Origin of the sequence: Sphingopyxis sp. GW247-27LB, from assembly GCF_002277025.1 — a bacterium.
GTDB lineage: Bacteria > Pseudomonadota > Alphaproteobacteria > Sphingomonadales > Sphingomonadaceae > Sphingopyxis.
Genome location: NZ_NIWD01000013.1, coordinates 375,512 through 399,589 on the forward strand (window position 1 = coordinate 375,512; position 24,078 = coordinate 399,589).

At 62.7% G+C, this 24,078-nt stretch carries 24 protein-coding genes and 1 tRNA gene; 14 read left to right on the plus strand and 11 right to left on the minus strand.

All coding sequences use genetic code 11. From position 1 onward, the window contains the following. Nucleotides 1–21: 21 nt before the first annotated feature. Complete coding sequence (locus CD928_RS18945) at nucleotides 22–975, plus strand: right-handed parallel beta-helix repeat-containing protein (protein ID WP_095388704.1); 954 nt, start codon at nucleotides 22–24, stop codon at nucleotides 973–975. Between the two features lie 124 nt (nucleotides 976–1,099). On the opposite strand, the gene CD928_RS18950 is transcribed toward CD928_RS18945, so the two are convergent. The 5 genes from CD928_RS18950 to CD928_RS18970 form a co-directional block, all read right to left on the minus strand. Beyond that, a complete protein-coding gene (locus CD928_RS18950) occupies nucleotides 1,100–1,606 on the minus strand; it encodes a YbjN domain-containing protein (protein WP_095388629.1) in 507 nt (168 codons plus the stop codon). A gap of 130 nt (nucleotides 1,607–1,736) precedes the next feature. Beyond that, nucleotides 1,737–2,051 carry an accessory factor UbiK family protein gene (locus CD928_RS18955; protein ID WP_095388630.1) on the minus strand — a complete coding sequence of 105 codons (315 nt, stop codon included), beginning with the start codon at nucleotides 2,049–2,051 and terminating at the stop codon, nucleotides 1,737–1,739. Between the two features lie 36 nt (nucleotides 2,052–2,087). Beyond that, nucleotides 2,088–2,639 carry a TspO/MBR family protein gene (locus tag CD928_RS18960; protein ID WP_095388631.1) on the minus strand — a complete coding sequence of 184 codons (552 nt, stop codon included), beginning with the start codon at nucleotides 2,637–2,639 and terminating at the stop codon, nucleotides 2,088–2,090. Between the two features lie 60 nt (nucleotides 2,640–2,699). Next, a complete protein-coding gene (locus tag CD928_RS18965; RefSeq protein ID WP_095388632.1) occupies nucleotides 2,700–3,440 on the minus strand; it encodes a TlyA family RNA methyltransferase in 741 nt (246 codons plus the stop codon). After that, nucleotides 3,440–5,503 carry a protein-disulfide reductase DsbD gene (locus CD928_RS18970; protein ID WP_095388705.1) on the minus strand — a complete coding sequence of 688 codons (2,064 nt, stop codon included), beginning with the start codon at nucleotides 5,501–5,503 and terminating at the stop codon, nucleotides 3,440–3,442. Before CD928_RS18970 ends, CD928_RS18965 begins: the two co-directional genes overlap by 1 nt. 91 nt (nucleotides 5,504–5,594) lie before the next feature. Here CD928_RS18970 and CD928_RS18975 point away from each other — a divergent pair, with 91 nt between their 5' ends. Together CD928_RS18975 and CD928_RS18980 are read left to right on the plus strand one after the other, a co-directional pair. After that, on the plus strand, nucleotides 5,595–7,271 hold the full coding sequence (locus tag CD928_RS18975; protein WP_095388633.1) for an alkaline phosphatase family protein: 1,677 nt from the start codon (nucleotides 5,595–5,597) through the stop codon (nucleotides 7,269–7,271). Nucleotides 7,272–7,306: 35 nt separating this feature from the next. Next, nucleotides 7,307–8,137, plus strand: a complete 831-nt coding sequence (locus tag CD928_RS18980; protein ID WP_095388634.1) for a pyrroline-5-carboxylate reductase — start codon at nucleotides 7,307–7,309, stop codon at nucleotides 8,135–8,137. Nucleotides 8,138–8,144: 7 nt separating this feature from the next. Here CD928_RS18980 and CD928_RS18985 read toward each other — a convergent pair whose 3' ends face one another. Further along, nucleotides 8,145–8,657: a MarR family winged helix-turn-helix transcriptional regulator gene (locus CD928_RS18985; protein ID WP_095388635.1), complete on the minus strand. Its 513-nt coding sequence runs from the start codon at nucleotides 8,655–8,657 to the stop codon at nucleotides 8,145–8,147. 92 nt (nucleotides 8,658–8,749) lie between these two features. On the opposite strand from CD928_RS18985, the gene CD928_RS18990 reads away from it, so the two are divergent. From CD928_RS18990 to CD928_RS19025, 8 genes are all read left to right on the plus strand, one after another. Continuing rightward, nucleotides 8,750–9,835, plus strand: a complete 1,086-nt coding sequence (locus CD928_RS18990) for a branched-chain amino acid aminotransferase (protein WP_095388636.1) — start codon at nucleotides 8,750–8,752, stop codon at nucleotides 9,833–9,835. 54 nt (nucleotides 9,836–9,889) lie between these two features. Beyond that, nucleotides 9,890–9,964, plus strand: a tRNA-Gln gene (locus CD928_RS18995). 607 nt (nucleotides 9,965–10,571) lie between these two features. Next, nucleotides 10,572–11,918, plus strand: coding sequence for a hypothetical protein (locus tag CD928_RS19000; RefSeq protein WP_255247253.1), 1,347 nt, complete (start codon nucleotides 10,572–10,574; stop codon nucleotides 11,916–11,918). After that, on the plus strand, nucleotides 11,911–12,885 hold the full coding sequence (locus CD928_RS19005) for a hypothetical protein (RefSeq protein ID WP_095388638.1): 975 nt from the start codon (nucleotides 11,911–11,913) through the stop codon (nucleotides 12,883–12,885). The genes CD928_RS19000 and CD928_RS19005 overlap by 8 nt, the downstream gene beginning before the upstream one ends. Continuing rightward, nucleotides 12,885–14,963, plus strand: coding sequence for a hypothetical protein (locus CD928_RS19010; protein WP_095388639.1), 2,079 nt, complete (start codon nucleotides 12,885–12,887; stop codon nucleotides 14,961–14,963). Before CD928_RS19005 ends, CD928_RS19010 begins: the two co-directional genes overlap by 1 nt. 4 nt (nucleotides 14,964–14,967) lie before the next feature. Then, nucleotides 14,968–15,933 carry a hypothetical protein gene (locus tag CD928_RS19015; RefSeq protein WP_095388640.1) on the plus strand — a complete coding sequence of 322 codons (966 nt, stop codon included), beginning with the start codon at nucleotides 14,968–14,970 and terminating at the stop codon, nucleotides 15,931–15,933. Between the two features lie 220 nt (nucleotides 15,934–16,153). Continuing rightward, on the plus strand, nucleotides 16,154–16,942 hold the full coding sequence (locus CD928_RS19020; RefSeq protein ID WP_095388641.1) for an AbiV family abortive infection protein: 789 nt from the start codon (nucleotides 16,154–16,156) through the stop codon (nucleotides 16,940–16,942). 44 nt (nucleotides 16,943–16,986) lie between these two features. Next, nucleotides 16,987–17,742 (plus strand): DUF1889 family protein, encoded by a 756-nt coding sequence (locus CD928_RS19025; RefSeq protein ID WP_141237200.1) that lies wholly within the window; start codon nucleotides 16,987–16,989, stop codon nucleotides 17,740–17,742. A gap of 16 nt (nucleotides 17,743–17,758) precedes the next feature. Here CD928_RS19025 and CD928_RS19030 read toward each other — a convergent pair whose 3' ends face one another. Further along, the gene (locus CD928_RS19030) at nucleotides 17,759–18,163 is read right to left on the minus strand and encodes a hypothetical protein (RefSeq protein WP_141237201.1); all 405 of its coding nucleotides are present in this window, start codon (nucleotides 18,161–18,163) and stop codon (nucleotides 17,759–17,761) included. Between the two features lie 55 nt (nucleotides 18,164–18,218). On the opposite strand from CD928_RS19030, the gene CD928_RS19035 reads away from it, so the two are divergent. Continuing rightward, on the plus strand, nucleotides 18,219–19,316 hold the full coding sequence (locus tag CD928_RS19035; protein ID WP_095388644.1) for an IS630 family transposase: 1,098 nt from the start codon (nucleotides 18,219–18,221) through the stop codon (nucleotides 19,314–19,316). 16 nt (nucleotides 19,317–19,332) lie between these two features. On the opposite strand, the gene CD928_RS19040 is transcribed toward CD928_RS19035, so the two are convergent. The 4 genes from CD928_RS19040 to CD928_RS19055 all read right to left on the minus strand — a co-directional run bounded on the left by CD928_RS19040 (nucleotide 19,333) and on the right by CD928_RS19055 (nucleotide 22,091). After that, a protein-coding gene (locus tag CD928_RS19040; protein WP_095388645.1) for an IS5 family transposase occupies nucleotides 19,333–20,093 on the minus strand; the annotation gives its coding sequence in 2 pieces (ribosomal slippage) (nucleotides 19,333–19,769 and nucleotides 19,769–20,093; 762 coding nt in all). A gap of 462 nt (nucleotides 20,094–20,555) precedes the next feature. Beyond that, nucleotides 20,556–20,792, minus strand: coding sequence for a DUF5818 domain-containing protein (locus CD928_RS19045; RefSeq protein WP_095388646.1), 237 nt, complete (start codon nucleotides 20,790–20,792; stop codon nucleotides 20,556–20,558). 74 nt (nucleotides 20,793–20,866) lie between these two features. Beyond that, nucleotides 20,867–21,529: a thermonuclease family protein gene (locus CD928_RS19050; RefSeq protein ID WP_095388647.1), complete on the minus strand. Its 663-nt coding sequence runs from the start codon at nucleotides 21,527–21,529 to the stop codon at nucleotides 20,867–20,869. A 229-nt stretch (nucleotides 21,530–21,758) separates the two neighbouring features. Beyond that, a complete protein-coding gene (locus CD928_RS19055) occupies nucleotides 21,759–22,091 on the minus strand; it encodes a helix-turn-helix domain-containing protein (RefSeq protein ID WP_095388648.1) in 333 nt (110 codons plus the stop codon). A 351-nt stretch (nucleotides 22,092–22,442) separates the two neighbouring features. Between CD928_RS19055 and CD928_RS19060 the strand changes: the two genes are divergently transcribed. Then, the gene (locus CD928_RS19060) at nucleotides 22,443–23,306 is read left to right on the plus strand and encodes a hypothetical protein (protein ID WP_095388649.1); all 864 of its coding nucleotides are present in this window, start codon (nucleotides 22,443–22,445) and stop codon (nucleotides 23,304–23,306) included. Then, nucleotides 23,299–24,072 carry a hypothetical protein gene (locus tag CD928_RS19065; RefSeq protein WP_255247248.1) on the plus strand — a complete coding sequence of 258 codons (774 nt, stop codon included), beginning with the start codon at nucleotides 23,299–23,301 and terminating at the stop codon, nucleotides 24,070–24,072. Before CD928_RS19060 ends, CD928_RS19065 begins: the two co-directional genes overlap by 8 nt. Nucleotides 24,073–24,078: the final 6 nt, after the last annotated feature.

Below are 24,078 nucleotides of genomic sequence, written 5' to 3' on the forward strand. Positions count from 1 at the left end.
GCGCCGGGCTATGTCGCGGCCATGGCAAAATCGCTCTTTCGCCGGCCGCTGCTGCCGCTCTTCGTCCTTCCGCTCCTGCTCGCGCCGGTGCCGTCGCCCGCGCAGCCGGGCAGCGCGCCCTACAGCATCGACGGCAGGGGCTTTTCCCGGCTGCAGGATGCGGTCGACGCGATCGGCGGGGGCGAGGGGACGATCCGCATCGCACCCGGCTATCACCGCGATTGTGCGGTGCAGACCGCGGGGCGCATCGCCTTCGTTGCCGCCGAACCTGGCCGCGCGATCTTCGACGGGGTGACCTGCGAGGGCAAGGCGGCGCTGGTGCTGCGCGGCGCGGGCGCGCGGGTCGACGGCATCGTCTTTCAGAACATGCGCGTTCCCGACGGCAACGGCGCGGGCATCCGGCTCGAAAAAAGCGATCTCGCGGTCGTGAACAGCCTGTTCCGCAGCAGCGAGCAGGGCATATTGACCGCCGACGATCCGGACGCAACGCTGACCATCGACCGCTCGACCTTCTCGCGCCTCGGCCGCTGCGACCGCGGACTGAGCTGCGCGCACAGCGTCTATACCGGCGCCTACGGCCAGGTTATCGTGACCCACAGCCGCTTCGAAAAGGGCAGCGGCGGCCATTATCTGAAGACGCGCGCGGTTCGCGTCGACGTCAGCGACAACAGCTTCGACGACACGCAGGGCCAGGCCACCAACTACATGATCGACCTGCCGTCGGGGTCGACCGGGCGGATCACGGACAATCTGTTCGTGCAGGGAAGCGACAAGGAAAATCATTCGGCCTTCATCGCGGTCGCGGCCGAGGGGCGCGACAATCCGTCGCGCGGCCTTGCTATCGCGGGCAATCGCGCGCGCCTGTCCGAAGGGGTGAGCTGGCCGTCGGTGTTCGTCGCCGACTGGAGCGGCGAGCCGCTGGCGATCGGTGCCAACGAACTGGGGCCGCGGCTGACGAAGTTCGAGAGGCGCTAGCTTTTCGGTCCCGTCATTGCGAGCGCAGCGAAGCAATCCAGGGCGGTTTACGCTACTCTGGATTGCTTCGCTGCGCTCGCAATGACGAACCTTGTTGGTCTGGGCCGCGTCGGAGCAAAACGGCTTACGCCTCGCCGCGCGTTTCGATCAGCGAGGCCGCCAGCGCCTCGGCAGGCGACTTGCCGCCCCACAGCACGAACTGGAACACCGGATAAAAGCGCTCGCATTCGTCGATCGCGGTTTCGACCAGCGTTTCGGTGAGATCGAGCGCCAGCGACGCGTTGCCGCCAACCAGCATGCCGTGGCGGAACAAGATGGTGCCGCTGTTCGACCACAGCTCGAAATGGCCGAGCCACAATTGCTCGTTGATCAGCGCCAGCGCCTCGTGCGCGACGGCGCGCTTGTCCTCGACGACGCGGATGTCGGGGAAGGCGAGCAATTGGATGACGCCATCGTCGGCGCGCCACACCGCGCGCAGCTCATAGGTCGTCCAGCTTCCCTGCGCGGTCGCGACGATCTCGTCCTCGCCGACCATCTCGTGCGGCCAGTCGTGCGCGGCGAAATAGGACGCCAGCATCTCCATCGGCGCCGCTTCGTGGCCGTCATCATCGTCGTAGATATCGTCGCTCATCGGGGCGCTTTAGCGGCTGTTCGGCCTGGTGGCGAGTCAGCCACACAAAAACGTCGCCCCCTCGGAGGCGGGGACGGCTATCGGTCTGGCATAAGGCAGCCGACGGCCCCGCCTTCGCGGGGGCGACGCATCATTTCGCCTTGGGCTTGCGCGCCGCGGGCTTGGTCGCGGGCTTTGCCGTCGGCGTGCGGACGGCGGCGGGCTTCGCCGCGCCTTCGAGCTTGTCGAGCCGCGCCTTCAGCGCCTCGGCCTCGGCGCGCGCCTTTGCGGCCATTTCCTTCACCGCCTCGAATTCCTCGCGGCTGACGAAGTCCATGCGGCCGATCCATTCTTTCGCGCGCTCGCGCATCGCCGCCTCGGCCTCGCGGCCGGCACCGGCGACGGTCCCGGCGATGCCGTTCACCATCTTGGCGAAGTCGTCGAAAATCCGGTTCTCGCTTTGCATGTCAAACTTCCTTTGTGGGGGAGTGCCCCCTTGCCGTCATCCTATCTGGGTGCTCGCGGCGGCGGGGACAAGGGTTTCGGCGTCGGGATTGCGCTGGTCGATCTGGAAATTCAGGATCGCCGCGAAGGCGAGCCACGCCATATAAGGGACGAGCAGCCAAGCCGCCGCCTTGCGGATCGGCGAAAAGGCGAAGGCGGTGGCGACCGTCACCATCAGGATGAAGATGATCAGGTAGAGCGCGGTCGTCACCTGATGCGCGCCGAAGAAGAGCGGCGACCAGGCGAGGTTCGCGGCGAGCTGGACGAAGAAGAGCAGCAGCGCGAAGCCGCGCCCCTTCGCGCCGCGCGCATGGAGCACCATCGCGAGCGACAGGCCGAGGCAGATGTAGAGAGCCGGCCAGACGGTCGCGAACACCCACCCCGGCGGGGTGATCGCGGGCAGGTCGAGCGCGGCGAACCAGCGATTGCCATAGCCGCTGTTCGACAGCAGCCCCGACAGGCTGCCGATCAGCACGATCGCCGGAACCGTTACCATCGCCCAGCGCCAATAGGACATGCGAAGCTGCCCCGGAGTGGCCAATTCGGTCATGCACACGCCCCCTTGCGCAAAATTCGGTCGCAAGGGGTGTCGCGGCAGCCGGGCCCCGCGTCAAGACGCTGGTTTTACGGCGGCGATCAGAAATTCGACATTGCCCTCGGGCCCCGTGATCGGGCTTTCGACCAGATCGGCGACCGCCCAGCCTTCGCTCTCCAGCCACGCCCGAACCTCGCCGCAGACGCGCGCGTGGACCGCCGCATCGCGCACCACGCCCTTCTTGCCGACCTCGTGCCGCTCGGCCTCGAACTGCGGCTTGATCAGCGCGACCAGCCGCGCGCCGCCCCGAGCGAAGGACATCGGCACCGGCAGCACCTTGGCGAGCGCGATGAAGCTCGCGTCGCAGACGATCAGGTCGATGGGCTCGGGGATATGATCGACGGTCAGGATGCGCGCGCTTGTCTGTTCGTGGACGACGACGCGATCGTCCTGCCGCAGCTTCCACGCGAGCTGGTTGGTGCCCGAATCGACCGCATAGACGCGCGCCGCGCCGCGGCTCAGCAGCACGTCGGTAAAACCCCCGGTCGACGAGCCGACGTCGATCGCGACGGCGCCCGCGACGTCCCAGCCGAGATGCGCGAGCGCGTGGTCGAGCTTGATCCCGCCGCGCGACACCCAGGGGTGATCGCGGCCCTTGACGCTGACCTCCGCATCGTCGGCGATCTGCTGCCCCGCCTTGTCGATCTTGCGGTCGCCGACGAAGGCGAGCCCCGCGAGGATGAGCGCCTGCGCTCGCGTCCGGCTTTCGGCGAGCCCACGGTCGACGAGCAACTGGTCGGCGCGTTGCTTCGCCATCAGCCGTCCACCAGATCGATAAGGGTGCCGGGGGTCAGGATCTGTGGAAGGATGACGGGCGCATCGGCGCCCGGCGCATACCAGAGGTAGAGCGGCACGCTGTTCCGCCCATGTTCGGCGAGGGTCCGCGTGATGACGGGATCGCCATTCGTCCAGTCGCCGACGAGGATGATGACGCCCTTGTCGCGGAACGCCTCCTGCACCGCCGCGCGATCGATCGCGCCCGCCTCGTTCGCCTTGCACGACAGGCACCAGTCGGCGGTGAAATAGACGAAAACGGGCTTGCCGGTCGCGCGCGCCTTGGCGAGCGCGGCGGGGGAGAAGGTTTCCGATTGTGAGCTGTCGGCGACGACATCCGGCTTCCTGAATTCGTCCCAAGCGCTCACGCCCATGAAGGTCAACATCAGGAAATAGAGAGCGATCACTTGTTTCCGCGGTCGTCCCCGCTTCCGCCAGTCATGCGCCATTGCACCGATCAGGATGATCATGAGGATAAGGATCATCGCACCGTGGATGCCGGGTCCGGTCTGCTGGCGCAGCAACCAATAAAGACCGATCGCGGTCAGTCCCATCGGCAGCGCCATCCACTTGCGGAACTTTGCCATCCACGGCCCCGGCTTGGGCAGACGGTTGCGCAGCGCAGGGATGAATCCGATCGCGAGGAAGGGCAGAGCAAGGCCCAGCCCCAGCCCGCCGAAGATCGGCAGCGCCGCCCAGGCAGGAAGAACCAGCGTCGCGCCGAGCGCCGCGCCCAGCAAAGGCCCGCTGCACGGCGTCGCGACGAAGGCGGCGAGGGCGCCGGTCCAGAAACCGCCCGCCGCGCCGCCCTGGCTCGCGAGTTTCTGCCCGCCGCCGAACGACGGCAGTTCATAAAAGCCGAGCAGATTGAGCGTGATCGCGACGGCGAGCAGCAGCAGCAGGAAAACGCTCACCGGATGCTGGAGCTGAAACGCCCAGCCGATCTGCTCGCCCGCGGCGCGCAGGCCCAGGAGGAGCCCCCCGAGCGCGAGGCAGACGAGGACCGCCCCCGCTGTGTAGGCGAGCGCCTCGACCTTGGCCGCGCGCGCTTCGCCACCGGAGCGCGCGAGGCTCAGCGCCTTGAGGCTGAGGATCGGAAAGACGCAGGGCATCAGGTTGAGGATCAGGCCGCCGAGGATCGCACCGCCGAGCGCTGCCCAGAACAGGCCGAAGTCGACCACATCGGACGTCGTCCGGATCGGATCGCCGGCGAGCCGGACCGCGGAGGGCTCGAAACGCACGCTCAAACCGCGGCCGTCGGCGAGCTTGAGCAAGCCCTGGGCCGCGCCCGACGCATCGCCCTTGCCGCGCGTTTCGATGACGATCCAGTCGCCGTTGCGGCTGAACGCCTGCGGCGCGGCATAATCGACCAGATTTTGCGTCTCGAGGAAAAGATGGGGGTCGTCGAGCGCCGCCCCTTCGGGAAGCGGCACGCCGAACCGCACCTTGGCGCCCGTGCGTTCCCACGTCCCAGCGCGGTCGAGCGGTTGCGGCAGCTTCGCGCGCCACGCGTCGAACCGCCCGCGCTCGTCGGGTGCGATATGGCCGTCGCCCGCCTGCAGCGCGACGGCGATCACCGCCTTTTCGGGCACGCACACCTTGTCGGTGCAGGCGAGCCAGTTGGCGACGCCCGACAGCGTCAGGTCGGTTCCCGGCGCGACGCTCTTGTCGATGCGAACATCGGCGAGCAGCGCATAGGGATGTTCATAGACATGGTTCATCATCCCGAAGAGCATCAGTGCTTCGGGGACCGGATAGCGGAAGGGCGCGACGGTCACCCCCTCGGGCGCGTTCCATTCGACCTGCAAACCAAAGCCGGCGTCGCCGCCGTTCGACCAATAGCCGTGCCAGCCCTTGTCCGGCGCCATCGTCAACGCGATCGCGGTCGACCCGCCCGGTGCGGGCGCGCTCGATTCGGCGACGAGCTTCGGCTGGATATGCGTGCCCTGCGCCGCTGCGGGGGCGAGCGCGAGCAGCACGAGCGCCAGCAGCGCCATCGCTGCGCGCCAAAGCCGTGTCACAAATCCGTCTTTCCCGCGATCCATGCCCATCCCGCGTCTGCCCGTCTTTCGAGGCTTGCCATATAGGCGGCTTTGGCCGAGAGGACAGCCCGCGCTGATACCTCGTCCAACGGAGATGCCGCTCGTGAAGCTCAAGACCCTCACCACCGCTCTCGCCGCCGCCCTTTGTGTTGCGGGCGCCGGCGCCGGTTTCGCGCAGGATTCGGCCGCACCAGCGCAAAAGGTTACAGCGGCGACTGCGCCGCCCAAGCTGATCGTGATGATCGCCGTCGACCAGTTCTCCGCCGATCTGTTCGCCGAATATCGCAGCCATTTCACCGGCGGCCTCGCACGGCTCGCGTCGGGGGTCGTCTTTCCCTCGGGCTATCAGGCGCATGGCGCGACCGAGACCTGCCCCGGCCATTCGACGATCCTGACCGGCAACCATCCCGCGCACACCGGCATCATCGCCAATAATTATTTCGACCTGTCGGCCGCGCGCGAGGACAAGCGCCTCTATTGCGCCGAGGACGAGACGGTGCCCGGCACCAGTTCCAAGCAATATGCGGCGTCGGTGAATCACCTGCTGGTCCCGACGCTCGGTGACCTGATGAAGGCGCGTGCCCCGAAGGCGCAGGTCGTCTCGGTCGCGGGCAAGGACCGCGCGGCGATCATGATGGGCGGGCGCAAGGCCGACGAACTGATGTGGCTCGCGCCCACGGGGCTCACCAGCTTTCGCGGCACAACGCTGTCGCCGGTCGCGACCCAGGCCAGCGCCGCGATCGCCGCCGCGATCGCCGCGCCGCAGCCGGGTCTCGCGCTGCCGGCCGACTGCGCCGGGCACGATATCGCGATTCCGGTCGGCGGGGGACGGACGGTCGGCACCGGCCGGCTCGCGCGCGATGGCGGCGATTTCCGCCGCTTCATGGCGTCGCCCGAGGCCGACGGGGCGGTGCTCGCGGCGGCGGCGGCGCTGCGCCAGGCGCGTAAGCTGGGCGAAGGGAGCACGACGGACCTCCTGATCGTCGGCCTGTCGGCGACCGACTATGTCGGCCACGGCTTCGGCACCGGGGGCAGCGAGATGTGCCTGCAGATGCTCGCGCTCGACCGCGAGCTCGGCGACTTCTTCGCGCGCCTCGACCAGGCCGGCATCGACTATGCCGTGGCACTGACCGCCGATCATGGCGGCCACGACCTCCCCGAGCGCAATCGCCAGAACGCCTGGCCCGCGGCCGCGCGCGTCGATGCCGCGATCGATCCCGACGCGGTCGCCAAGGCGGTCGCCGAAAAGCTCGGCCTGCCGCAGCCCTTGCTCTACAGCGACGGCCCGTTCGGCGACATGTATCTGTCGAAGGCGCTGACCCCGGCGCAGCGCAAGGCGGCGATGGCTGAGCTGATCGCTCGCTTCCGCGCCTTTCCGCAGGTCGAGGCGGTGGTGACGGGCGAGGAGTTCGCTTCGCGCCCGATCTCGAAACAGGCGCCCGACACCTGGAGCCTGCTCGACAAGCTGCGCGCATCCTATAATGCCGAACGCTCGGGCGATTTCATCGTCGTGCTGAAGCCGCGCGTCACCCCGATCGCCGACACGAGCCGCGGCTATGTCGCGACGCACGGCTCGGTGTGGGACTATGACCGGCGCGTGCCGATGCTGTTCTGGCGCAAGGGACTGTCGGGTTTCGAGCAACCCAACGCCGTGATGACGGTGGACATATTGCCGACGCTCGCGTCGCTGATCGGCCTGCCGGTCGATGCGGGCAAGATCGACGGACGGTGCCTCGACCTGCTGTCGGGGCCGGAAAGCAGTTGCCGCTAGAAAAGCATAACGACCAGAAAAGAAGACCAGGGACCATGACGAAGACTTTGGGGAATTTTACCGGCCGGCTGCTGCTGGTCGGTTGCGGGAATATGGCCGGGGCGATGCTCGATCGCTGGCTGGGGGCGGGGCTCGAGTCCGCGCAGGTCGCGATCGTCGACCCGTTCGCGGCGCCGCGCGCGAGCATCGCCCATTTCGCGACGCTCGCCGACTGGCTCGCCGCGGACGGCGCCGCCGAATGGGTGATGCTCGGCATGAAGCCGCAGCAGCTCGGCGATGTCGCGGGCGACCTTGCGCCGGTGGTGGGCGGCGAGACGCATCTGCTCTCGATCCTCGCGGGCGTGTCGCTCGCCGATCTCGCGGCGCGCTTCCCGGAAGCCAAGGCGCAGGTCCGCATCCTCCCCAACCTTGCCGCGCGCATCGGCGCGGGGGTCTCCGCCGTCGCCAGCCTCGGGGAGGCCGATCGCGAGGCGATCTCGGCGCTGCTGACCCCGCTCGGCACCGTCGTCGACCTGGCCGACGATTCGGCGATGGACCTCGTGACCGCCTTCACCGGCAGCGGCCCCGCCTTCGTCTTTCGCCTGATCGAGGCTTATGCCGCGGCGGGCGAGCGGCTCGGCCTGTCGGCCGACGACGCGCTGCGGCTCGCCACCGCGACCTTCGGCGGCGCGACCGCGCTGCTCGCCGGCAGCAGCGAGAAGCCCGGAACGCTGGTCTCGCAGGTCGCGAGCAAGGGCGGCACGACGCAGGCCGGGCTCGACGTGCTCGACGCCGACGGGCAGCTTGTCGCGCTGATGACCAATGTGCTCCGCGCGGCGCGCGACCGCGGCCGCGAACTCGCCGATCTTGCGCGCGGCGAGGGTTAGCCTCCGTTCAATCGGGGGTCTGGCCCAACCGCGCCACCCGTCCCCGGTCGCGCGGCGGCAGAAGCGCCTCGCTGACCTGCCAGAATCCGGTGACCGCCGCCTGGCCCGCATGGGTATAGGCGCGGCTCATCGTGTCGCGCAGCTGCGAGAAGATCGCGCTTTCGAGCGCGCGGCCCTCGGGCGTCAGCCGCAGCTCCTTCTGCCGCCGGTCGCGGCCCCCCGGCCGCGTCGTCAGCAACGCGCGTGCCTCGAGATCCTTGACCACCCGGCCCAGCGACTGCTTGGTGATGCCGAGCAGCGCGAGCAGGTCCGAAATCGTCAGGCCGGGCTGGCGCGCGATGAAATAGAGCGCGCGGTAATGCGCGCGGCCGAGCGCCTTTTCGGCGAGCCGCGCGTCGATCGCCCGCCACAGCGCGCCATGCGCGAAAAACAGATATTCGATGCCGCGGCGCACTTCTTCTTCGCGCAAGAAAAGGGCAGAGGCAGCGGGAACTTGTGAAAGAAAATTTTCATCCGGCATGGTCACTACCGTTGCGCCGCGCGCCCGGCTTTGGCAAGAGGCGCGCACCGGTCGATCCTGACCCGCAACCCCAGCCACAAGGTTTTCCGTCCATGTCCGCTCCCGCTTTCGCCCATCTGCCGCATCCCGCTCCGGTCGCGGACGATGTCCGCGCGGCGGCGATCGCCGATCCGGTGTTCGGGCGCGTCTTCACCGATCATATGGTGTCGATCCGCTACAGCGAGGCGAAGGGCTGGCACGATGCGCAGGTGATGCCGCGCGGCCCGCTGTCGCTCGACCCCGCGACCGCGGTGCTCCACTATGCGCAGGAGATTTTCGAGGGGCTCAAGGCCTATCGCCTCGACGACGGGTCGATGGCGCTGTTCCGCGTCGAGGCCAATGCCGCGCGGTTCAACGCCAGCGCGCGCCGCATGGCGATGGCCGAACTTCCCGAGGAGATGTTCATCGCGGCGGTGAAGGAGATCGTCCGCGTCGACGCGGACTGGTTCCCGCCGGTCGCGGGCGGCGCGCTCTACCTGCGCCCCTTCATGTATGCGAGCGAGGTGTTCCTGGGCGTGAAGCCCGCGGCGGAATATCATTTCCTCGTCATCGCCTCGCCGGTCGGCAATTATTTCAAGTCGGGCGCGCCCGCGGTGTCGCTGTGGGTGTCGGAGGATTATACCCGCGCCGCGCCGGGCGGCACCGGCGCCGCCAAATGCGGCGGCAACTATGCCGCGAGCCTCGTCGCGCAGAGCGAGGCGATCGCCAAGGGGCACGACCAGGTCGTCTTTCTCGACGCCGCCGAGCATCGCTGGATCGAGGAACTGGGCGGCATGAACATGTTCTTCGTCTTTGACGACGGCAGCATCGTCACGCCGCCGCTGACCGGCACGATCCTGCCCGGCATCACCCGCGACGCGATCATCACGCTGGCAAAGGACGCCGGCCTGACGGTGCGCGAGGAACGCTATGCGATCGATCAGTGGCAGGCCGATGCGGAAAGCGGCCGCCTGACCGAAAGCTTCGCCTGCGGCACCGCCGCGGTGGTGACCCCGGTCGGCAAGGTGACGCGCGGCGAGAGCAGCTTCACGATCGGCGCCGGTGGTCCCGGCCAGGTCACGAACATGCTCAAGGACCGGCTGGTGGGCATCCAGCGCGGCCTCGCCCCCGACCCTCACGGCTGGGTCGCGCGCCTCTAAGGCCGCCTTGCCAATCAAGGGCCAGGCGCTATAGACGCGCTCGCACCGGCCCGATGGGGCGTAGCCAAGCGGTAAGGCAGCGGTTTTTGGTACCGCCATGCGCAGGTTCGAATCCTGCCGCCCCAGCCAGCCGGTGCAGCTTTTCAACTATCTGAAAACAAGAACGAATCTCTGCGTATCAATTACGGAGGCCACACCCCGTGGCACCTAGCCGTGGCCCCTGTGAAACTACGATGAATCCACACACGGGCGATTGCAAGTTATGATTTGAGCGGGCCGCTTGGACGCGGCGATCACCGATCGGTATCTGTCGCGGCCGCGCGTTAAGTGGACCGACATCGGCTAAGGCGTCTTAGCAGTCAGGCAGAACCGTGCAGTCTCAAACGCCAAAGTGCGGATAATGTCGCGCCGACCGCGCGCTCTAGCGTGGTGATCCCTACGGGAGGGGGCGGAGTTTCTAATATTCGTTATATAGCAATGGTATAACTATTATGTCAACGAGGTAAGGTCCGGGCAAATGGACCATCTAAATGGACCATGTCTCAGCCGCCATAGATAGTGTGAACCGACCGCTTTGCGCCTATGTTCGCCATCCAGCACATCAGCCGACGCGCCCTAGAGCAGCCGTTTGCCTTGAGGGCCCTCGATCGGGAATGCGCCACCCCCAATCCGATTGAGCGGTTGCGAAAAATGCCTCAATGCTTATCCCGTGTGTGATGGGGAATACTTCGTGTCGATGAGTGTGAAACAACTGGAGCGGAAGGGAGCGGCTGAGAGCAGTCTTTTTGACTTGATCGCGCGCTTCGAATCTGAGGGATCAGCAGTTGAGGTCAACTTCCGGCAACTCGTAACTACGGATGGAAGCACGAATAAAAGCGCTCACGCGATCCACCCTTATCCCGCAAAACTGCTCGTAAACATCCCGAAGTTTTTTATCGACGCGCTACCAAGTGTGGCCGGCAGCGTGCTGCTCGACCCATTTTGCGGCTCCGGGACTGTGCTTTACGAGGGGGCGCTGGCCGGTCTGCGTCCGATAGGATCTGACTCCAATCCTTTGGCGCGGCTGATCACGAAAGCCAAGCTCACGTCTGTGGATCGGGAGGCTGCTCAACTGCAACTCGACGAGGTGATGGCATCATATCCTTCGGCGCTGCCGACGATTCCGGATGTTGTGAACCGCCAATATTGGTTCTCGGAGAGAATCTCCGACTGCTTGGGTCGGTTGAAGACGGCGATTGAGCGGACTGTACCTGCTCGGCATCGGCCGGTCTTCGATGTCAGCTTCTCCGCGACGGTAAGGCGCGTCAGTTATGCGGATCCGCGATTGTCCGTCCCAGTTAAGATCAATCCCGATAGAAGTGCGAGATACGGGGCGAAGGGCGACGAGGTCATCCGCCGTCTTGGGCGGCTCGCGGACATCGATGTGGGCGCGACATTCTGGAGTATCGCTAGCCAGAACATTCAACGGTGCCCCGAACTCGGGCAAGGGTTCGCAGCCGATCAGCCGGAGCTTTTCTCCGATGCGCGGTCGCTAGGCCTCGCAGACGGCACCGTGGGCTTCGCCATCACGTCACCGCCCTACGTTGGGGCCCAAAAATACGTCCGGGCGTCGAGCCTTTCGCTGGGGTGGCTCGGCCTAACTCCGGATTGCAAGTTGCGCCCCATCGAGCGGCGATCCATTGGTCGCGAACACCTCGCCGCTGATGAGATGCTCGAGCCTGCGGGCACTGGCGTCGCCGAGGCAGATTCCCTGCTGGATAAGATCGTCGAGCGCAATCCGCTTCGCGCACGGATCGCACAACGGTACCTGCTGGAGATGCGAGAAGCATTGGCGGAGCTTTCGCGCACGATGACGCATGATGGTAGTCTGGTTCTCGTGGTCGGGCCGAACCTTGTCGCCGGCCTGGAGTTTCCGACGCCGCTCTTCCTGCAACAGATAGCGGAGAGTCTCGGTTTCACCACCCAACTTCATCTCATCGATTCAATAGACTCGCGGGGCCTGATGACGAAGCGCAACCGCACTGCGGGAGTGATTCAGCAGGAGTCGGTCTTCCTCCTAAAGCGGGTGCGCGTCGGTGCGTAGCAGTCCTCGTCATGATCCCGTCACTGATGAACTGCAGTCGAAGATCAAGACGCTGCACAGCTCCATTTGGGAGCGAAGGGCCGACTGGCCGGAAGTACTCGACTGGCTCGACCAGTTCGAGGAGAACGATGATCCCGATGCTGACGAGCAGCTGCAGGCTCTCCGGCTACTTTCGAGTTTCATGTACTTCGGGGTGAACGAAATTCGAGCACTGCTCCGCTCTCTCTTCCGCGACACCTTTCGGCCACAAGTCGCGAAGGAGGTGCGCTCGAGCCTGTCATCCTCGATCACCTTGAGCACGGTTGGCAGCATGGTAGAGGCCGAGCTGCGGCGCACGCGCTTCGTGTCGCTTGGCAACCCGTCGGAGAGCAGCGCCCTGCTGCTTTACTACTTCCGGCAGGAGAACTCCCTACCTAAGGATCTCTTCTTGCACGGTTCGGACATATTTGATCTATCGGCCCTTGGATCCGGTGGCAGCCTGATGGTCCAAAACACCGACATAACCCGCTACGTATTTATCGACGATCTCTGCGGTTCGGGACATCAATCCAAGGAGTATTCTGATCGGGTCGTAAAACCCCTAAAGAGCGTCAGCCCGGACGTGAAGACGTACTACTATCCGATTTTCGGGCTATCGAATGGTATAGAACATCTACGCACTCACTCAGCGTTCGACGAAGTCTATCCGGTCGTCGAACTTGACCCCACATTCCGGGCCTTCGCAACGGATTCCCGCCTTTATGTTGAGCCAAAGATCGCTCAGCTTCGGTTGCCGACCGAAGCCACCTGCCGACGCTACGGCGGCGAACTGGTGCCCGCGCACCCGCTCGGTTGGGAGGACGGCCAACTCTACATTGGTTTCGCGCATAATACGCCGGACAACAGTCTCCCAATATTTTGGTGCGACCACACCGGTTCTCGACCCTGGCGACCTATCTTTCGAAGATATCCGAAGGTTTTCTGGTAATGTCCGGTGTAACACCAAGCAATCCGTTCAGCCTTACAAAGGCCAACGACCTTAGCGACGATCAAATCCAGGAGCTTTGGGTGGATATTGCACCGCCCGATAGCCCGGACTCTCTGTTCAGTGCTGGTAGGTTCGCATCGCCCATGCCGACGTTCATCCTGGGCAGCAAGGGGAGCGGAAAGACGCATCTCATGCGCTACGCATCCTTCGCATTGCAAAAAAAGCGGTTCGAAAGGGAGAAACTGAGGTCGCTCGCAGGTGCCCGTGCTGACGGCTACGTAGGTATTTACACCCTCTGCAGTGGACTCGAGACGGGCCGGTTTCAAGGCAAGGGCCAATCCGAGGAGGCTTGGCTTGAGGTGTTCTCTTACTATCTTGAGCTTTCACTCGGGATTGCGGCGCTCGCGGCAATAGACGATTTACTGGACGGCGAGGCACGAAATCACATCGAGCCGAGGCTTTGTGCAGCAGTGGGCCTTCTCTTCGATTCCGATCCGCCCCCCGCCAATGGCGTTGGAGCTTTGATCAACGAACTTGAACGACGCAGGCGCGAGTTAGACTATCAAGTCAACAACGCGGCGTTTACTGGCGAGCTGGTCCCGAATGTCACAGCCAGTCGCGGCAAGCTAATCTTCGGCATTCCCCAAGCCTTTCAGAATTGCTCCAGCGATCTGGGCGGCTTCATCTTCGCCTATCAGCTCGATGAGCTTGAGAATCTGACGGAGGCCCAGCAAAAGCACGTGAATACGCTGGTACGGGATCGCCGCGGGCCGGCCACGCTCAAGATCGGTGCACGGCAGTTCGGGATTAAGACCTACGCGACGATGAGTGCGGGAGAAGAGAACATTCGGGACTCTGAGTTTGAGGAGTTACGGCTCGATCTCAGGTTCCGGCGCAACGAAAAGACATACAGGGATCTCGTGGCGTTACTGGTCGAACGCCGTCTTCAAAACTTCTGGCCGCATTCCTCTACTGGGCTCGCTGGCCGTGGCCGCCGTCTCACGGATTGGTTCGAAGAGCCCAAGCGCGATCCCTTCGACCCTTTCTTCCAGAAGCTAGTAAAGGGCGCGCCGTCCTCAGAAAGGCCGCATATATTTCGTCTCCGGAGCGCACTTGCGGCACGGATCCCACGCGGAGGCGTCGGCAGCGTCCGGAATGACGAGGACATCGCCGAGATCACAAACGCGATTGCAGTTCCCGAAGCGCCGCTTCTAGAGAAACTGAACACGTTCCTCATATTTAATGCTTGGGCGAGAGGTCTGGACCTCAAACAGACGGCTATGTCTGTTAAGACTGACTGCGCGGCGTTTGTCACCTCGAAGGCCGCTGGGCGTTATCGGCAAAAGCTTGATCATTACAAGTCAGACCTTATCGCCCAAATGTTTAGGGATGCGTCCTTCAGGCATAATTACGGCGGACTCGACGAGTTCACCCGCATGTCAGAAGGCCAGCCCCGGGCGCTTATCACCTTGCTGAAGCAGACTTTTGACTGGGCCACCTTCCAGGGTGAGCGCCCATTCGAGGCGGGCAGCATCAGTCTTGATGCCGAAAGCAAAGGAGCGCTGGCCGCAGCGGACTGGTTCTACAACAACATGAGAAAGGCCGGTAACGAGGGACAAGCGATCCTAATCGCCGTAGATCGGCTGGCGGAACTCTTCCGGATCAACAGATTTGCAGACAATCCCATCGAATGCTCCCTTATCGGCTTTAGCGTGAGCGCACGGATCGGATCAGAAACATCCCAAAGGAACCTGCGGCTCGCTCTCGATCATTCGTTTCTCGTCGAGATTCTGGGCGGACAGTCTGAACGGAATTCTGAGCAGGTAACGGGTAAGTTTCAGCTTAATAGAATGTTGGTTCCCAAGTGGGGACTTGCCACCGGACGAAGAGGCATCAAGCCGCTGAGCGAGGCGGAGTTGAACGCGATCTTTGATCCGGAGATGAGCGAGGCATTCGAGAACGTGAAGGCTGACTGGGTAAGCCGGATGAATGCCCCCTTCGATCGAGCGCGCCGGGCGTCCAAGGATTTCGCCAACGGCGATGCCGACGACATCCAAAACGACCTGTTCAGCGACTGAGCGCATGGTACACGATTACGGACTTTACCTACGCGAGGAAATCTTTGGCGCCCGCGGCTGGCGGGCGACTGACACCTACGACCTGTTCCTCTCCGCGTTCAATCTCGGCGAACGGACGGTCGAGGTCTTCGATCGTATTTCGGCGTCTGAGAAGATTTGGCTCATTCATCAAGAATACGGGCTGTCCGAGGACGAGTTGCCAACCGGTCAGAAGTTCCAACTCCCTAGCTCTGACGAGGCGATTTACTGCAAAGCTCTGATTGATGGTTTGCTCACCAGTGGGAAGCTAGACGTTTCGAGGACTAGGCTTTGCATCGACATCACAGGGATTCTCCGACCCCATCTGATGTTTATCACACTCTACTTGAAGCGGCTGGGTATTCGTGTCGTCGACATGCTCTACGCCGAGCCTAAGCACTACGCGTTAAAGGAGAAAACCCCGTTCTCGACCGGGTCTATTCTCGAAGTGCGTCCCATCCGAGGATTGGAAGGCTCTTCGAGCGTGCGTGGCGGAGAGGATTTCCTAGTAATAGGCATGGGATACGACGATCGTCTGCTGGCTGCAGTTGCTGAGAACAAGGACAAGGCAGGGAAACACCAAGTGTTCGGATTGCCGTCGCTTCGAGCCGACATGTATCAGGAGAGCGTGCTGAGATCGCGTCAGGCGGCAGACGAGCTCGGCGACCCCAATTTTTCCGAGACAAATCGTTCATTCGCACCTGCAAATGATCCGTTCGGGACGGCGTCCGTGGTGGGAGAGATCATTGAGCAAAGACTGGCTCGAAACCGCGACACCAGCTTGATGCTGTGCCCATTGGGCACGAAGGCGCAGGTGCTTGGCTTTACGCTATACCACATCTTTGAGGGTAGTCCTCTCGGCGCACGTATCATTTTCCCTTTCAGCGAGGGCTATTCGTCCAAAACGGGCACTGACCTGGCGCGTGCCTGGCTATATCGTGTCGAGTTTTGACTACCCTAACGCGTTGCGCCGGCGTGGGGCGTCCGCGCGACCTGTAAATGCCTGATCTTCTCCGCGGATTGGTCATCCGATGAAACTGACGCGACTTGGAACCGGCTGCTGTTGCAATTGAGAAGTCAGACGGCAATTTGTGCGGCACTGCTAACGGAAATAGATCGCTTTTTAAGGGAAGGGACTTGAACGGTCTCGGCGGGGATTGAGTTGGGGGAACATGACTGTAGATGCAAACAAGGCGAAATCCGCGGCGCTAGAAGCGGTGGTCGTCAACGTTACTAGGCTACTGGCGGATGCCAGGCTGCTGCAGAATGGCGGCAGTGCTGGCTCGGCAATCAGTCTCGCGATCCTTGCGTTCGAGGAGGCCGGCAAAGGCCACATCATCGAAAACGGCTGGGAAAAGCCGAGAGGTGCCCGGAGCCAGCATAGCTATCGCCACTTCATGGCCTTCTTTGTGCTGCAAGCGTCGTTCACGCAAAAATATCAGATCGATATGGGTGCCGTGAATGACAAGATCGCAGCGCGATTTGCGGCACTCGGTCTCAAACCCGGCAACAAGGACCCCTTGCCTCCGATGAGTTCAGAGCTGCGCGACGAGCTTCGCGCGGATCTCCTGCCACAGCTTGACCGGCTGTCGAATGAACAAAAGGCGGTTTTCGGGATCGAGCAACGCTGGCTGACGAAGGTCGCCGATGCGGTGCACCAAGGACAACTCGAAAAAATCCGGCAATCGGGGCTCTATGTCGATACCGACGCCCAATTCGCCATCACATCGACGCCTGAGTCGATCGAGCGAATTGACGCCGAGCGCTGGATCTGGGCCGCGACCCGGGTGCTTAACCTGCTCGAGAAGGGACAATATGATCAGCCATATTCGCCGCTCGCCGAACTGATCACAGCCGCGAACGCGGGAGACAAAGAGGCTGCCCGCGTGCTCTATGCTGCGAAGGCTTCAGCTGCGGAACTAAAGGGCGTGTCGCCAGATGATTTTGAAAAGAACATGTAAAACTATGCCGCGGCGGGCGCCTCGGCAGAATCTGGAAAGAGGAAATGGCTGATATGTTCCGAGTGGTAGTCCCCGTGGATTCAATGGACGTTACGTCGTGGCAGCTTGCGGCGGCCTACGCGAAAAAGATTGCGGGCGAGACATCGCCGCGCGCGACCGACATCGTGTTGCTGACCCATACGAAGCACCAGCTCGACCATACCTCGCTTGCCGGCCACCTAGGGTCGGGCGCATCGAAGGCCCTTTCGAAGGGAATGAAGTTCAATCTTGATGACGGCATCACCCTTCGCCACGCCACGCTGCGCACCCTCGGCTATTCGGCCCACAACAGCGTAGTCGTGGCTTTCTATGCCGACGAGACGATGCTCGAGACGCTCGACGGGAAACCCGGCGTTGCAGGTATCGTTGCCGTGCCTGAGTTCGACGGTGACATCGATCACTGGATCAAGCGCTGGAATCCGGTCATTCACGGCGCAAGGCGCGAAGCCACCAAGCCGCTCATCGACGATCCGGTGATCGTAAAGGCGCTCGAGTCCGTGACTGCGATCAGCAACACTTCATATGATGTGCTCCACCCTCGCGATAAGGAGCATGCGGACGGTGTCTTTCGCATTCTGCGCGCCAAGGGGCACATGCTCGATCCGGACGCGATCAAATCCTGGGCGATCCGGGAGGGGTGGAAGCCCGGAGGTGCCGATGAGCTGAGTAAAGTCGCGGCCAAGGTTGTGAAACTCAAGAACAAGCCGAGCTTGGGCGCGCTCCATGATCCTCATGGGCGGTACGAGCGCTGGCGGAGTTGACCGCTCGGTCTGTCGGTCAGCGCGGCTTGAAGTCGATAATGTCGTCGTCCGTGATTTTCAGCATTTCACTACGAAAGCCGCTCCGCCCCCGGATGCGCGACAACAGATCGATGAGCCTGTCAAGAGTTTGCCAGCAGTAGATAAGCCCGTCCTGACTGTCCTCGACGAAATCATTATACTCGCCGATCGCAGCCTTCACCGCTTCTTCGTCTTCGAAATCGACGTCGCCGTCGTCGCTCCAGACCGTGCCGTTCGCCTGGAGGATAGGGTAGTGGAGCAGCTGCACGGTTACGGCCGGGGACAGCGCCTTCGACCTTACTTTGCAGCTGTGGAAATTTTGCTGTCGGCCCATCGGTGCGACATGGACGATTTCATCGCGCAGCGATGATAATTGGCGCAGCCAGCAATTGTCGCTAGTCACCTGGAACTGAAATAAGCTTCATTGTATATGCCGCTGCATTGGCAGGAGGCATGCGGTGGTTGGTCGTCAGGCAGATGTTGTCGAGTTGAGTGCGACAGATCGCACGTTTCTGGAATCGCAGGTTCGGCGTCACAAGGCGCCGCGCTCGTTATCGGACCGCTGCCGGATGGTGTTGCTGTGCGCGGACGGTTTGCAGAGTAAGGAGGTTGCCGAAAGGCTCGGGGTTCACGAGCACACGGTTGGCAAATGGCGTCGTCGTTTTGCGCAAGCCGGGATTGAAGGGCTGACCGACGAATATCGGGCAGGCCGACCGCGGACGGTGAGCGATGCGCAAGTGGCCCAGGTGATCGAGCGGACGCTGAACACCACGCCCAAGGACGCCACGCATTGGTCGATCCGTTCGATGGCGGCCGAGGTCGGACTATCGCATACCACGATCCGCCGGATTTGGGGTGCATTCGGTCTTCAGCCCCACCGGTCGGAGACCTTCAAGCTGTCGAGCGATCCCCTGTTCGTCGACAAGGTGCAAGACATTGTGGGCCTTTACCTGTCGCCTCCGAACCGCGCGGTCGTGCTGTGCGTGGACGAGAAATCGCAGATCCAGGCCCTTGATCGCGAGCAACCAGTCCTGCCCATGGCGCCCGGCATGCCCGAGCGGCGCACTCATACCTATGTTCGCAACGGCACGACATCGCTGTTCGCCGCGCTCGACATCGCCACCGGGGCCGTGATCGGAAAATGCTACAAGCGGCATCGCGCGACCGAGTTCCTCGACTTTCTCAAGCAGATCGACGCGGCGATGCCTGAAGGTCCCGAGGTCCATCTTGTGATGGACAACTATGCGACCCACAAGACGCCTCGGATCAAGGCTTGGCTCGCACGTCGTCCGCACTGGCATGTGCACTTTACGCCAACGTCGGCATCTTGGATCAATCAGGTCGAGCGCTGGTTCGCCGAGCTGACGCGCAAGCAATTGCAACGCGCTGTCCACAGATCAACGGCGGAACTCGAAGCTGATATTGCCGCCTTCATTGCCGCGCACAACGAAAACCCCAAGCCCTACAAGTGGGTCAAATCCGCCGACGATATCCTCGCCTCCGTCAAACGATTCTGCCAAAAAGCAATGAGTCGAACTTCGGATTCAGGTGACTAGGGTCAGGACTCATTGATCAGAGCCAGAAGATGATGGTGGCGGCGAGGGCGACGGCGGAGAAGAAGGCCTTCGGGCACCGATCGTAGCGTGTGGCGACGCGCCGCCAGTCTTTGAGGCGACTGAACATGATCTCGATGCGGTTGCGGCGTTTGTAGCGGCGCTTGTCGTATTTGACGGTTTTGTTCCGTATTTTCCGGCCCGGGATGCAGGGCGTGATCCCCTTCTCCTGCAAGGCGTCGCGGAACCAGTCGGCATCATAGCCCCGGTCGGCGAGCATCCATTGCGCTTTGGGCAGACTGTCGAGCAAAGCGGCCGCGCCCGTGTAATCGCTGACCTGCCCAGCGGTCATGAAGAAGCTGATCGGACGACCATTCGCATCGGTCACGGCATGCAGCTTGGTGTTCATGCCGCCTTTCGTGCGCCCGATCAGGCGTCCCGGACCCCCTTTTTTACCCGCAGGCTCGACGCCGTGCGGTGCGCTTTGAGATAGGTCGCGTCGATCATGATCGTCTTGCGTTCGGGAGCCTGAGGTGTGGCCAGGCCTTCCATCATGCGGATGAAGATGCCCTTGTCGCTCCACCGCTTCCAGCGATTGTAGAGCGTCTTTGCCGGGCCATATTCTCTCGGCGCATCCCGCCACCTCAGCCCATTACGATTGACGAAGATGATGCCGCTCAAAACCCGCCGGTCATCGACGCGCTCCCGGCCATGGCTCTTCGGAAAATAGGGCTGAAGACGCGCCATCTGCTCGTCCGTCAGCCAATACAAATCACTCATCCTTCAGGCTCCTCAACGCGAGCCTGAATCACAGCCGTCACATCAAATCAATGGGTCCTGACCCTAGCGTTCGATTCAAACCCTGCCACCAGGGGGTCATCCCCAGATCGGTCGCTTCCAGACGTCTTCAAGCATTTTGCCGTGAACGTCCGCTTTCTGAGATTCTCGCCCGAAACTGGCTTGGCCGCAAGCGGCCAGAGTCGGCGGTATCGCATACCTGTGAGTTGGGGGGGTGTCGCCTATTCCGTAGGATGTTGTCGCCACCAAGCGTGGATTAATCGCTTTCCTACAATATTTCGCGCTGTCATGCAGAGCCCATGCAAGAACGCGGACCCAAATGGCGCGATCGGGCGCTCGCTATCGCATTCTGGATCGCGACCGCGTTAGTAGGCGGCTCGTTCCTCGTCGGGGCGGGGCAGGCCCTCAAATATTTGTTCTAGCGGTGCAGGTGGCGCACTGGGGCTACGCGCCAGCGGCGAGCGGTGAAGGAGCAATGTTCTCAGGCGCTACACCGTCGACATCGACAAGGTCTTCACCCACCACGATGCCCGTAATGCGAACACGCTTTTCGATATGGTCGACCGGAACGCGGTGCAAGTCGAGGCGCCACCGGCCGCCAAGGTCACGGCGAAGTGAGAAACCGCCCGCGTCGCGGAGCAAGGCTCCCGTCTCTTCGATTCTCGTGCCGATCATCGTCATGTCTTTGGCCTACGCAAAGTCGCAACACCGCGCCAGAAACTTTGGCTGAAGGCCTTTCAACCCAGCCTAAATGCTCAGCGACGCCGAAATGGCTCGCAAGCCACCCCGTCACCGTCGCCATCCATTTCTGGCCGATATCCGGGCTGACCGCGGTATAATGGTGCGGCACCCGCTGCCCATGCCGCATTGCAATTGCGGTAAAAGACGCCGGACGGCGCCGGCGATGCAATAGGCTGGCGCACGGCGGATGCCTTCGGCTTAAGCCGATGAACCCTGGGATTGGCGGCCCGATAGTCAGCCGGCTGTTGGAAGTCGGAACTCCAGATGCCCAGTTTGAGGGACTTGGCGCGCGCCTCGGCGCCGAGATAGCGATCGCTAAACTGAGGCAACGCAACTGCAAGACCCGCTTCGACCATGGCTTGGCCTAGATCTATCTGCCGCGCGGTGCAGCTGGCGACGATCCGGTCATAGTCGTCGACATCACGCTGCTCACATTGCAATTCGGCACCATTGACCAGTTGCGCCAGTTTCGCCGAGGCTTCTTTCCCGCATGCCCAGCTTTGACCCTCGCGCGCGCAAGTCTGGTTGAGCTCGGGGGCGTCCACACCGTGCAAGCGGACGACGATCCCCGCCATATTGAGAGAGTCGCCGTCCATCGCCCGGGCCGAACCACTAATGTCCTGCGCGGACGCGGAAAGCGGGGTCAGCGCCAGTGCGATTACAAAAAACCATTTCATGGGAAGGAATCTAGCGCGGTTAGCTTACCAATTTCTTGAACATCCTCGATCGATCGAGCCGAATTCGCTATGCGAATATTCGCCCCAAACACCGACTGACAGAACCGCCATTAGCAGAATCGACGAAAGCGCCGACCGCGCCGAACTCCTTTGCTGCGGACGTGGCGCCGGTGACGACCACGACGCTATGGGTCGGGCATTAGAACCAGTGCTAAGAGCGCCCGCTCCGCTACCGCCCGGACCGACGCTTCTGCATTCCCTTTATGATGTCTCCAAGAACCAAGCGATCTTGGGGATCGAGAGATTTCAGATCACGGTACATGACGAGCAAATGCTCGTCATCGCTATCTTCGTCCGGCTTCTCCCCGACAAGGCTTGCGATAGATACCTCAAAGTGATTGGCGAGCTTTCGGACAAGTTCGATCGACGGATTTGTGGCGGTGCCTTTCTCAAGCTCCCAGATATGCGCCTTCGACGCGCCGATGGCGTCAGCCACTGTCTGAAGCGATTGCTGCTTTGCCGTGCGAAGGTTCTGCAGCCTCATCGCCAACGACATGTCCATGACCTCCCTCGACACAACCTAACATGAGAGCAACGCCATAGAAATCAACGAGCGTTCGGTCAAACGAACGACTTCCTCCGACCGATTGACTCTAGTCGTTGTCTGATATAACGAACGATAACGTAACTCCGTATCTTACTAATGGCATTGCATGAATCACCGTCGGGATACCATTCCCCACCCTCGCATCTGGGCAGTCCACTCGGCAGCGAAGCCTGGGGTCTTGGACCGATCATCGCGTGTCCGACGTACGGAGACGATACGCACCCTGAGACCGCTCCGGGGGCAGCACCATGACGCGTAGCGGGAAGCGATCAGCATCCGTGCCGCAGATTAAGCTGGAGAGAAGACATGGCTAAAACCACCAAGTCCAAGGCGCTAGTGCCCGCTGGGCAGCGCAAGACTTCCGTCATGCGAAAGGCAGCCACGGTTGCCGCTGCGCCCGCCACGGACGGCACGCTGCTGCCCATCCTCGGCTCCGAACTCGCGGTGGCGAAGCTGATCGGCGTGGGAGGCGATGTGACGCGAGAGGGCGGCGTCGTTCTCGTCACCGGTCGCGCTTATGCGACCCGCGCGCGCGTCGTTCCCGCGGAAGAAATATTCTACGATCAGGCGGCGCGGCCCGATGGCAAGGGTCCGTGGCTCGGAGAGGCGGACAAGATCAGCTGGCGCGACGGGGCGAGTGGCTATGACTGCATCATGTTGCGTAACACGGACAATGGCTTTCTCTGCGGATATGTCGGCATTCCCAAGGATCACCCTCTCTGGGGCTGGGATGCAAACGCAGTTCCGCCGGACATCGGGATCGATGTGCATGGCGGTTTGACTTATTCAAGACTATGCGAAGAAGGGCCGAGTCCGACGCGTCGGTTAGCCGTCGAGGCGCGCCGCATCTGCCACGTGACATTACGACCGGCGGTCTACCATCCGGTAGAACACGCAACCGACCACCGGGTCGAAGATTCGCATGCGTGGTGGTTCGGCTTCAGTTGCGATCATGCCTACGATCTTATTCCAAACGCTAGGCCGAATTCCTCCGGATCGAAGTCCTCGGAGCTTGGACGGATATATCGCGACGACGCATATGTTGTCAGGGAAACGGTCGCCCTCGCAGCTCAGCTGCGAGCAATCGCTGAAGGAGACGCGGCGCCCGCGCGCGATGGCGCGCCGCCGCCGCTCGGCCTCGACCCTCGTCGCGGGGGTGGCCGTGGCTGACTTTGAGCGTCACGTCGGCGAACTCCCATGGGGCTGGTGGCTTCGAGCCAATCCGCGCGGCTACGAGGATGCCTCTGGGCGAAATTGGGCGAGCGTCAGGGACGCCTTCTGGGAGGGAGAACTTGGATTCCCGCCGGTCCACTTCGCACCCGAACAGCATGAACTGATGCTGAGGGTCATGACCGCGATCGATGCGCGCTGGTTTGGCACGGAGAGCAACCACGACGTTTTCGGCGGGGACATGATGTTCTGGCGATTCCATCTGTGCTGGCTCGCCAGCATCGGTATGGTCGAGACATCGGCGGGGAGGGACCTCTTCGGTGGGGGGCTGAGCTCATTGGGCAGGTCCGTCCTCATGATGCTGCAGGCCACGCGCGAGCCGGAATTCGAGCGCTTGCCAATGGCGGCGGTTGTTGCCGCGGTAAGTGCGAGCGCGGGGCCCGACGCCGAGGCACGGGAGCGGGCACTAAACACTTTTGAGCAGCAGGTTGGGTTTCGTCGCCATCTGTTCGCGCGCGAAAATCTGGGAAGGCGATACCTGGTGACGTTGACCGGACTTAAGGTTGGCGCGCGGATGCCGACGCGCAATATCGCGTGGTCGCAGTCCTTCGCCGATGCAAATTCGCGCGATGATCTCTTCGCCTGGCTCGCCGGGCGGGTGCACCGTTGGGATGATTGGGGTGAAATCGCCTACCGAAAGGGCGCGTCTGCGCTGACAAGCCATTTGTTGTCGGTCATCGTCGGAGCGGGCGGCCTGGCTCGGTGATCGCTC

Bases quoted from the DNA above. Each gene is read 5' to 3' on its own strand.
- CD928_RS18945 (WP_095388704.1), top strand. From the start codon at position 22: ATGGCAAAATCGCTCTTTCGCCGGCCGCTGCTGCCGCTCTTCGTCCTT.
- CD928_RS18950 (WP_095388629.1), bottom strand. From the start codon at position 1,606: ATGAGCGACGATATCTACGACGATGATGACGGCCACGAAGCGGCGCCG.
- CD928_RS18955 (WP_095388630.1), bottom strand. From the start codon at position 2,051: ATGCAAAGCGAGAACCGGATTTTCGACGACTTCGCCAAGATGGTGAAC.
- CD928_RS18960 (WP_095388631.1), bottom strand. From the start codon at position 2,639: ATGACCGAATTGGCCACTCCGGGGCAGCTTCGCATGTCCTATTGGCGC.
- CD928_RS18965 (WP_095388632.1), bottom strand. From the start codon at position 3,440: ATGGCGAAGCAACGCGCCGACCAGTTGCTCGTCGACCGTGGGCTCGCC.
- CD928_RS18970 (WP_095388705.1), bottom strand. From the start codon at position 5,503: ATGGATCGCGGGAAAGACGGATTTGTGACACGGCTTTGGCGCGCAGCG.
- CD928_RS18975 (WP_095388633.1), top strand. From the start codon at position 5,595: ATGCCGCTCGTGAAGCTCAAGACCCTCACCACCGCTCTCGCCGCCGCC.
- CD928_RS18980 (WP_095388634.1), top strand. From the start codon at position 7,307: ATGACGAAGACTTTGGGGAATTTTACCGGCCGGCTGCTGCTGGTCGGT.
- CD928_RS18985 (WP_095388635.1), bottom strand. From the start codon at position 8,657: ATGCCGGATGAAAATTTTCTTTCACAAGTTCCCGCTGCCTCTGCCCTT.
- CD928_RS18990 (WP_095388636.1), top strand. From the start codon at position 8,750: ATGTCCGCTCCCGCTTTCGCCCATCTGCCGCATCCCGCTCCGGTCGCG.
- CD928_RS19000 (WP_255247253.1), top strand. From the start codon at position 10,572: ATGAGTGTGAAACAACTGGAGCGGAAGGGAGCGGCTGAGAGCAGTCTT.
- CD928_RS19010 (WP_095388639.1), top strand. From the start codon at position 12,885: ATGTCCGGTGTAACACCAAGCAATCCGTTCAGCCTTACAAAGGCCAAC.
- CD928_RS19015 (WP_095388640.1), top strand. From the start codon at position 14,968: ATGGTACACGATTACGGACTTTACCTACGCGAGGAAATCTTTGGCGCC.
- CD928_RS19020 (WP_095388641.1), top strand. From the start codon at position 16,154: ATGACTGTAGATGCAAACAAGGCGAAATCCGCGGCGCTAGAAGCGGTG.
- CD928_RS19025 (WP_141237200.1), top strand. From the start codon at position 16,987: ATGGCTGATATGTTCCGAGTGGTAGTCCCCGTGGATTCAATGGACGTT.
- CD928_RS19045 (WP_095388646.1), bottom strand. From the start codon at position 20,792: ATGACGATGATCGGCACGAGAATCGAAGAGACGGGAGCCTTGCTCCGC.
- CD928_RS19050 (WP_095388647.1), bottom strand. From the start codon at position 21,529: ATGAAATGGTTTTTTGTAATCGCACTGGCGCTGACCCCGCTTTCCGCG.
- CD928_RS19055 (WP_095388648.1), bottom strand. From the start codon at position 22,091: ATGGACATGTCGTTGGCGATGAGGCTGCAGAACCTTCGCACGGCAAAG.
- CD928_RS19060 (WP_095388649.1), top strand. From the start codon at position 22,443: ATGGCTAAAACCACCAAGTCCAAGGCGCTAGTGCCCGCTGGGCAGCGC.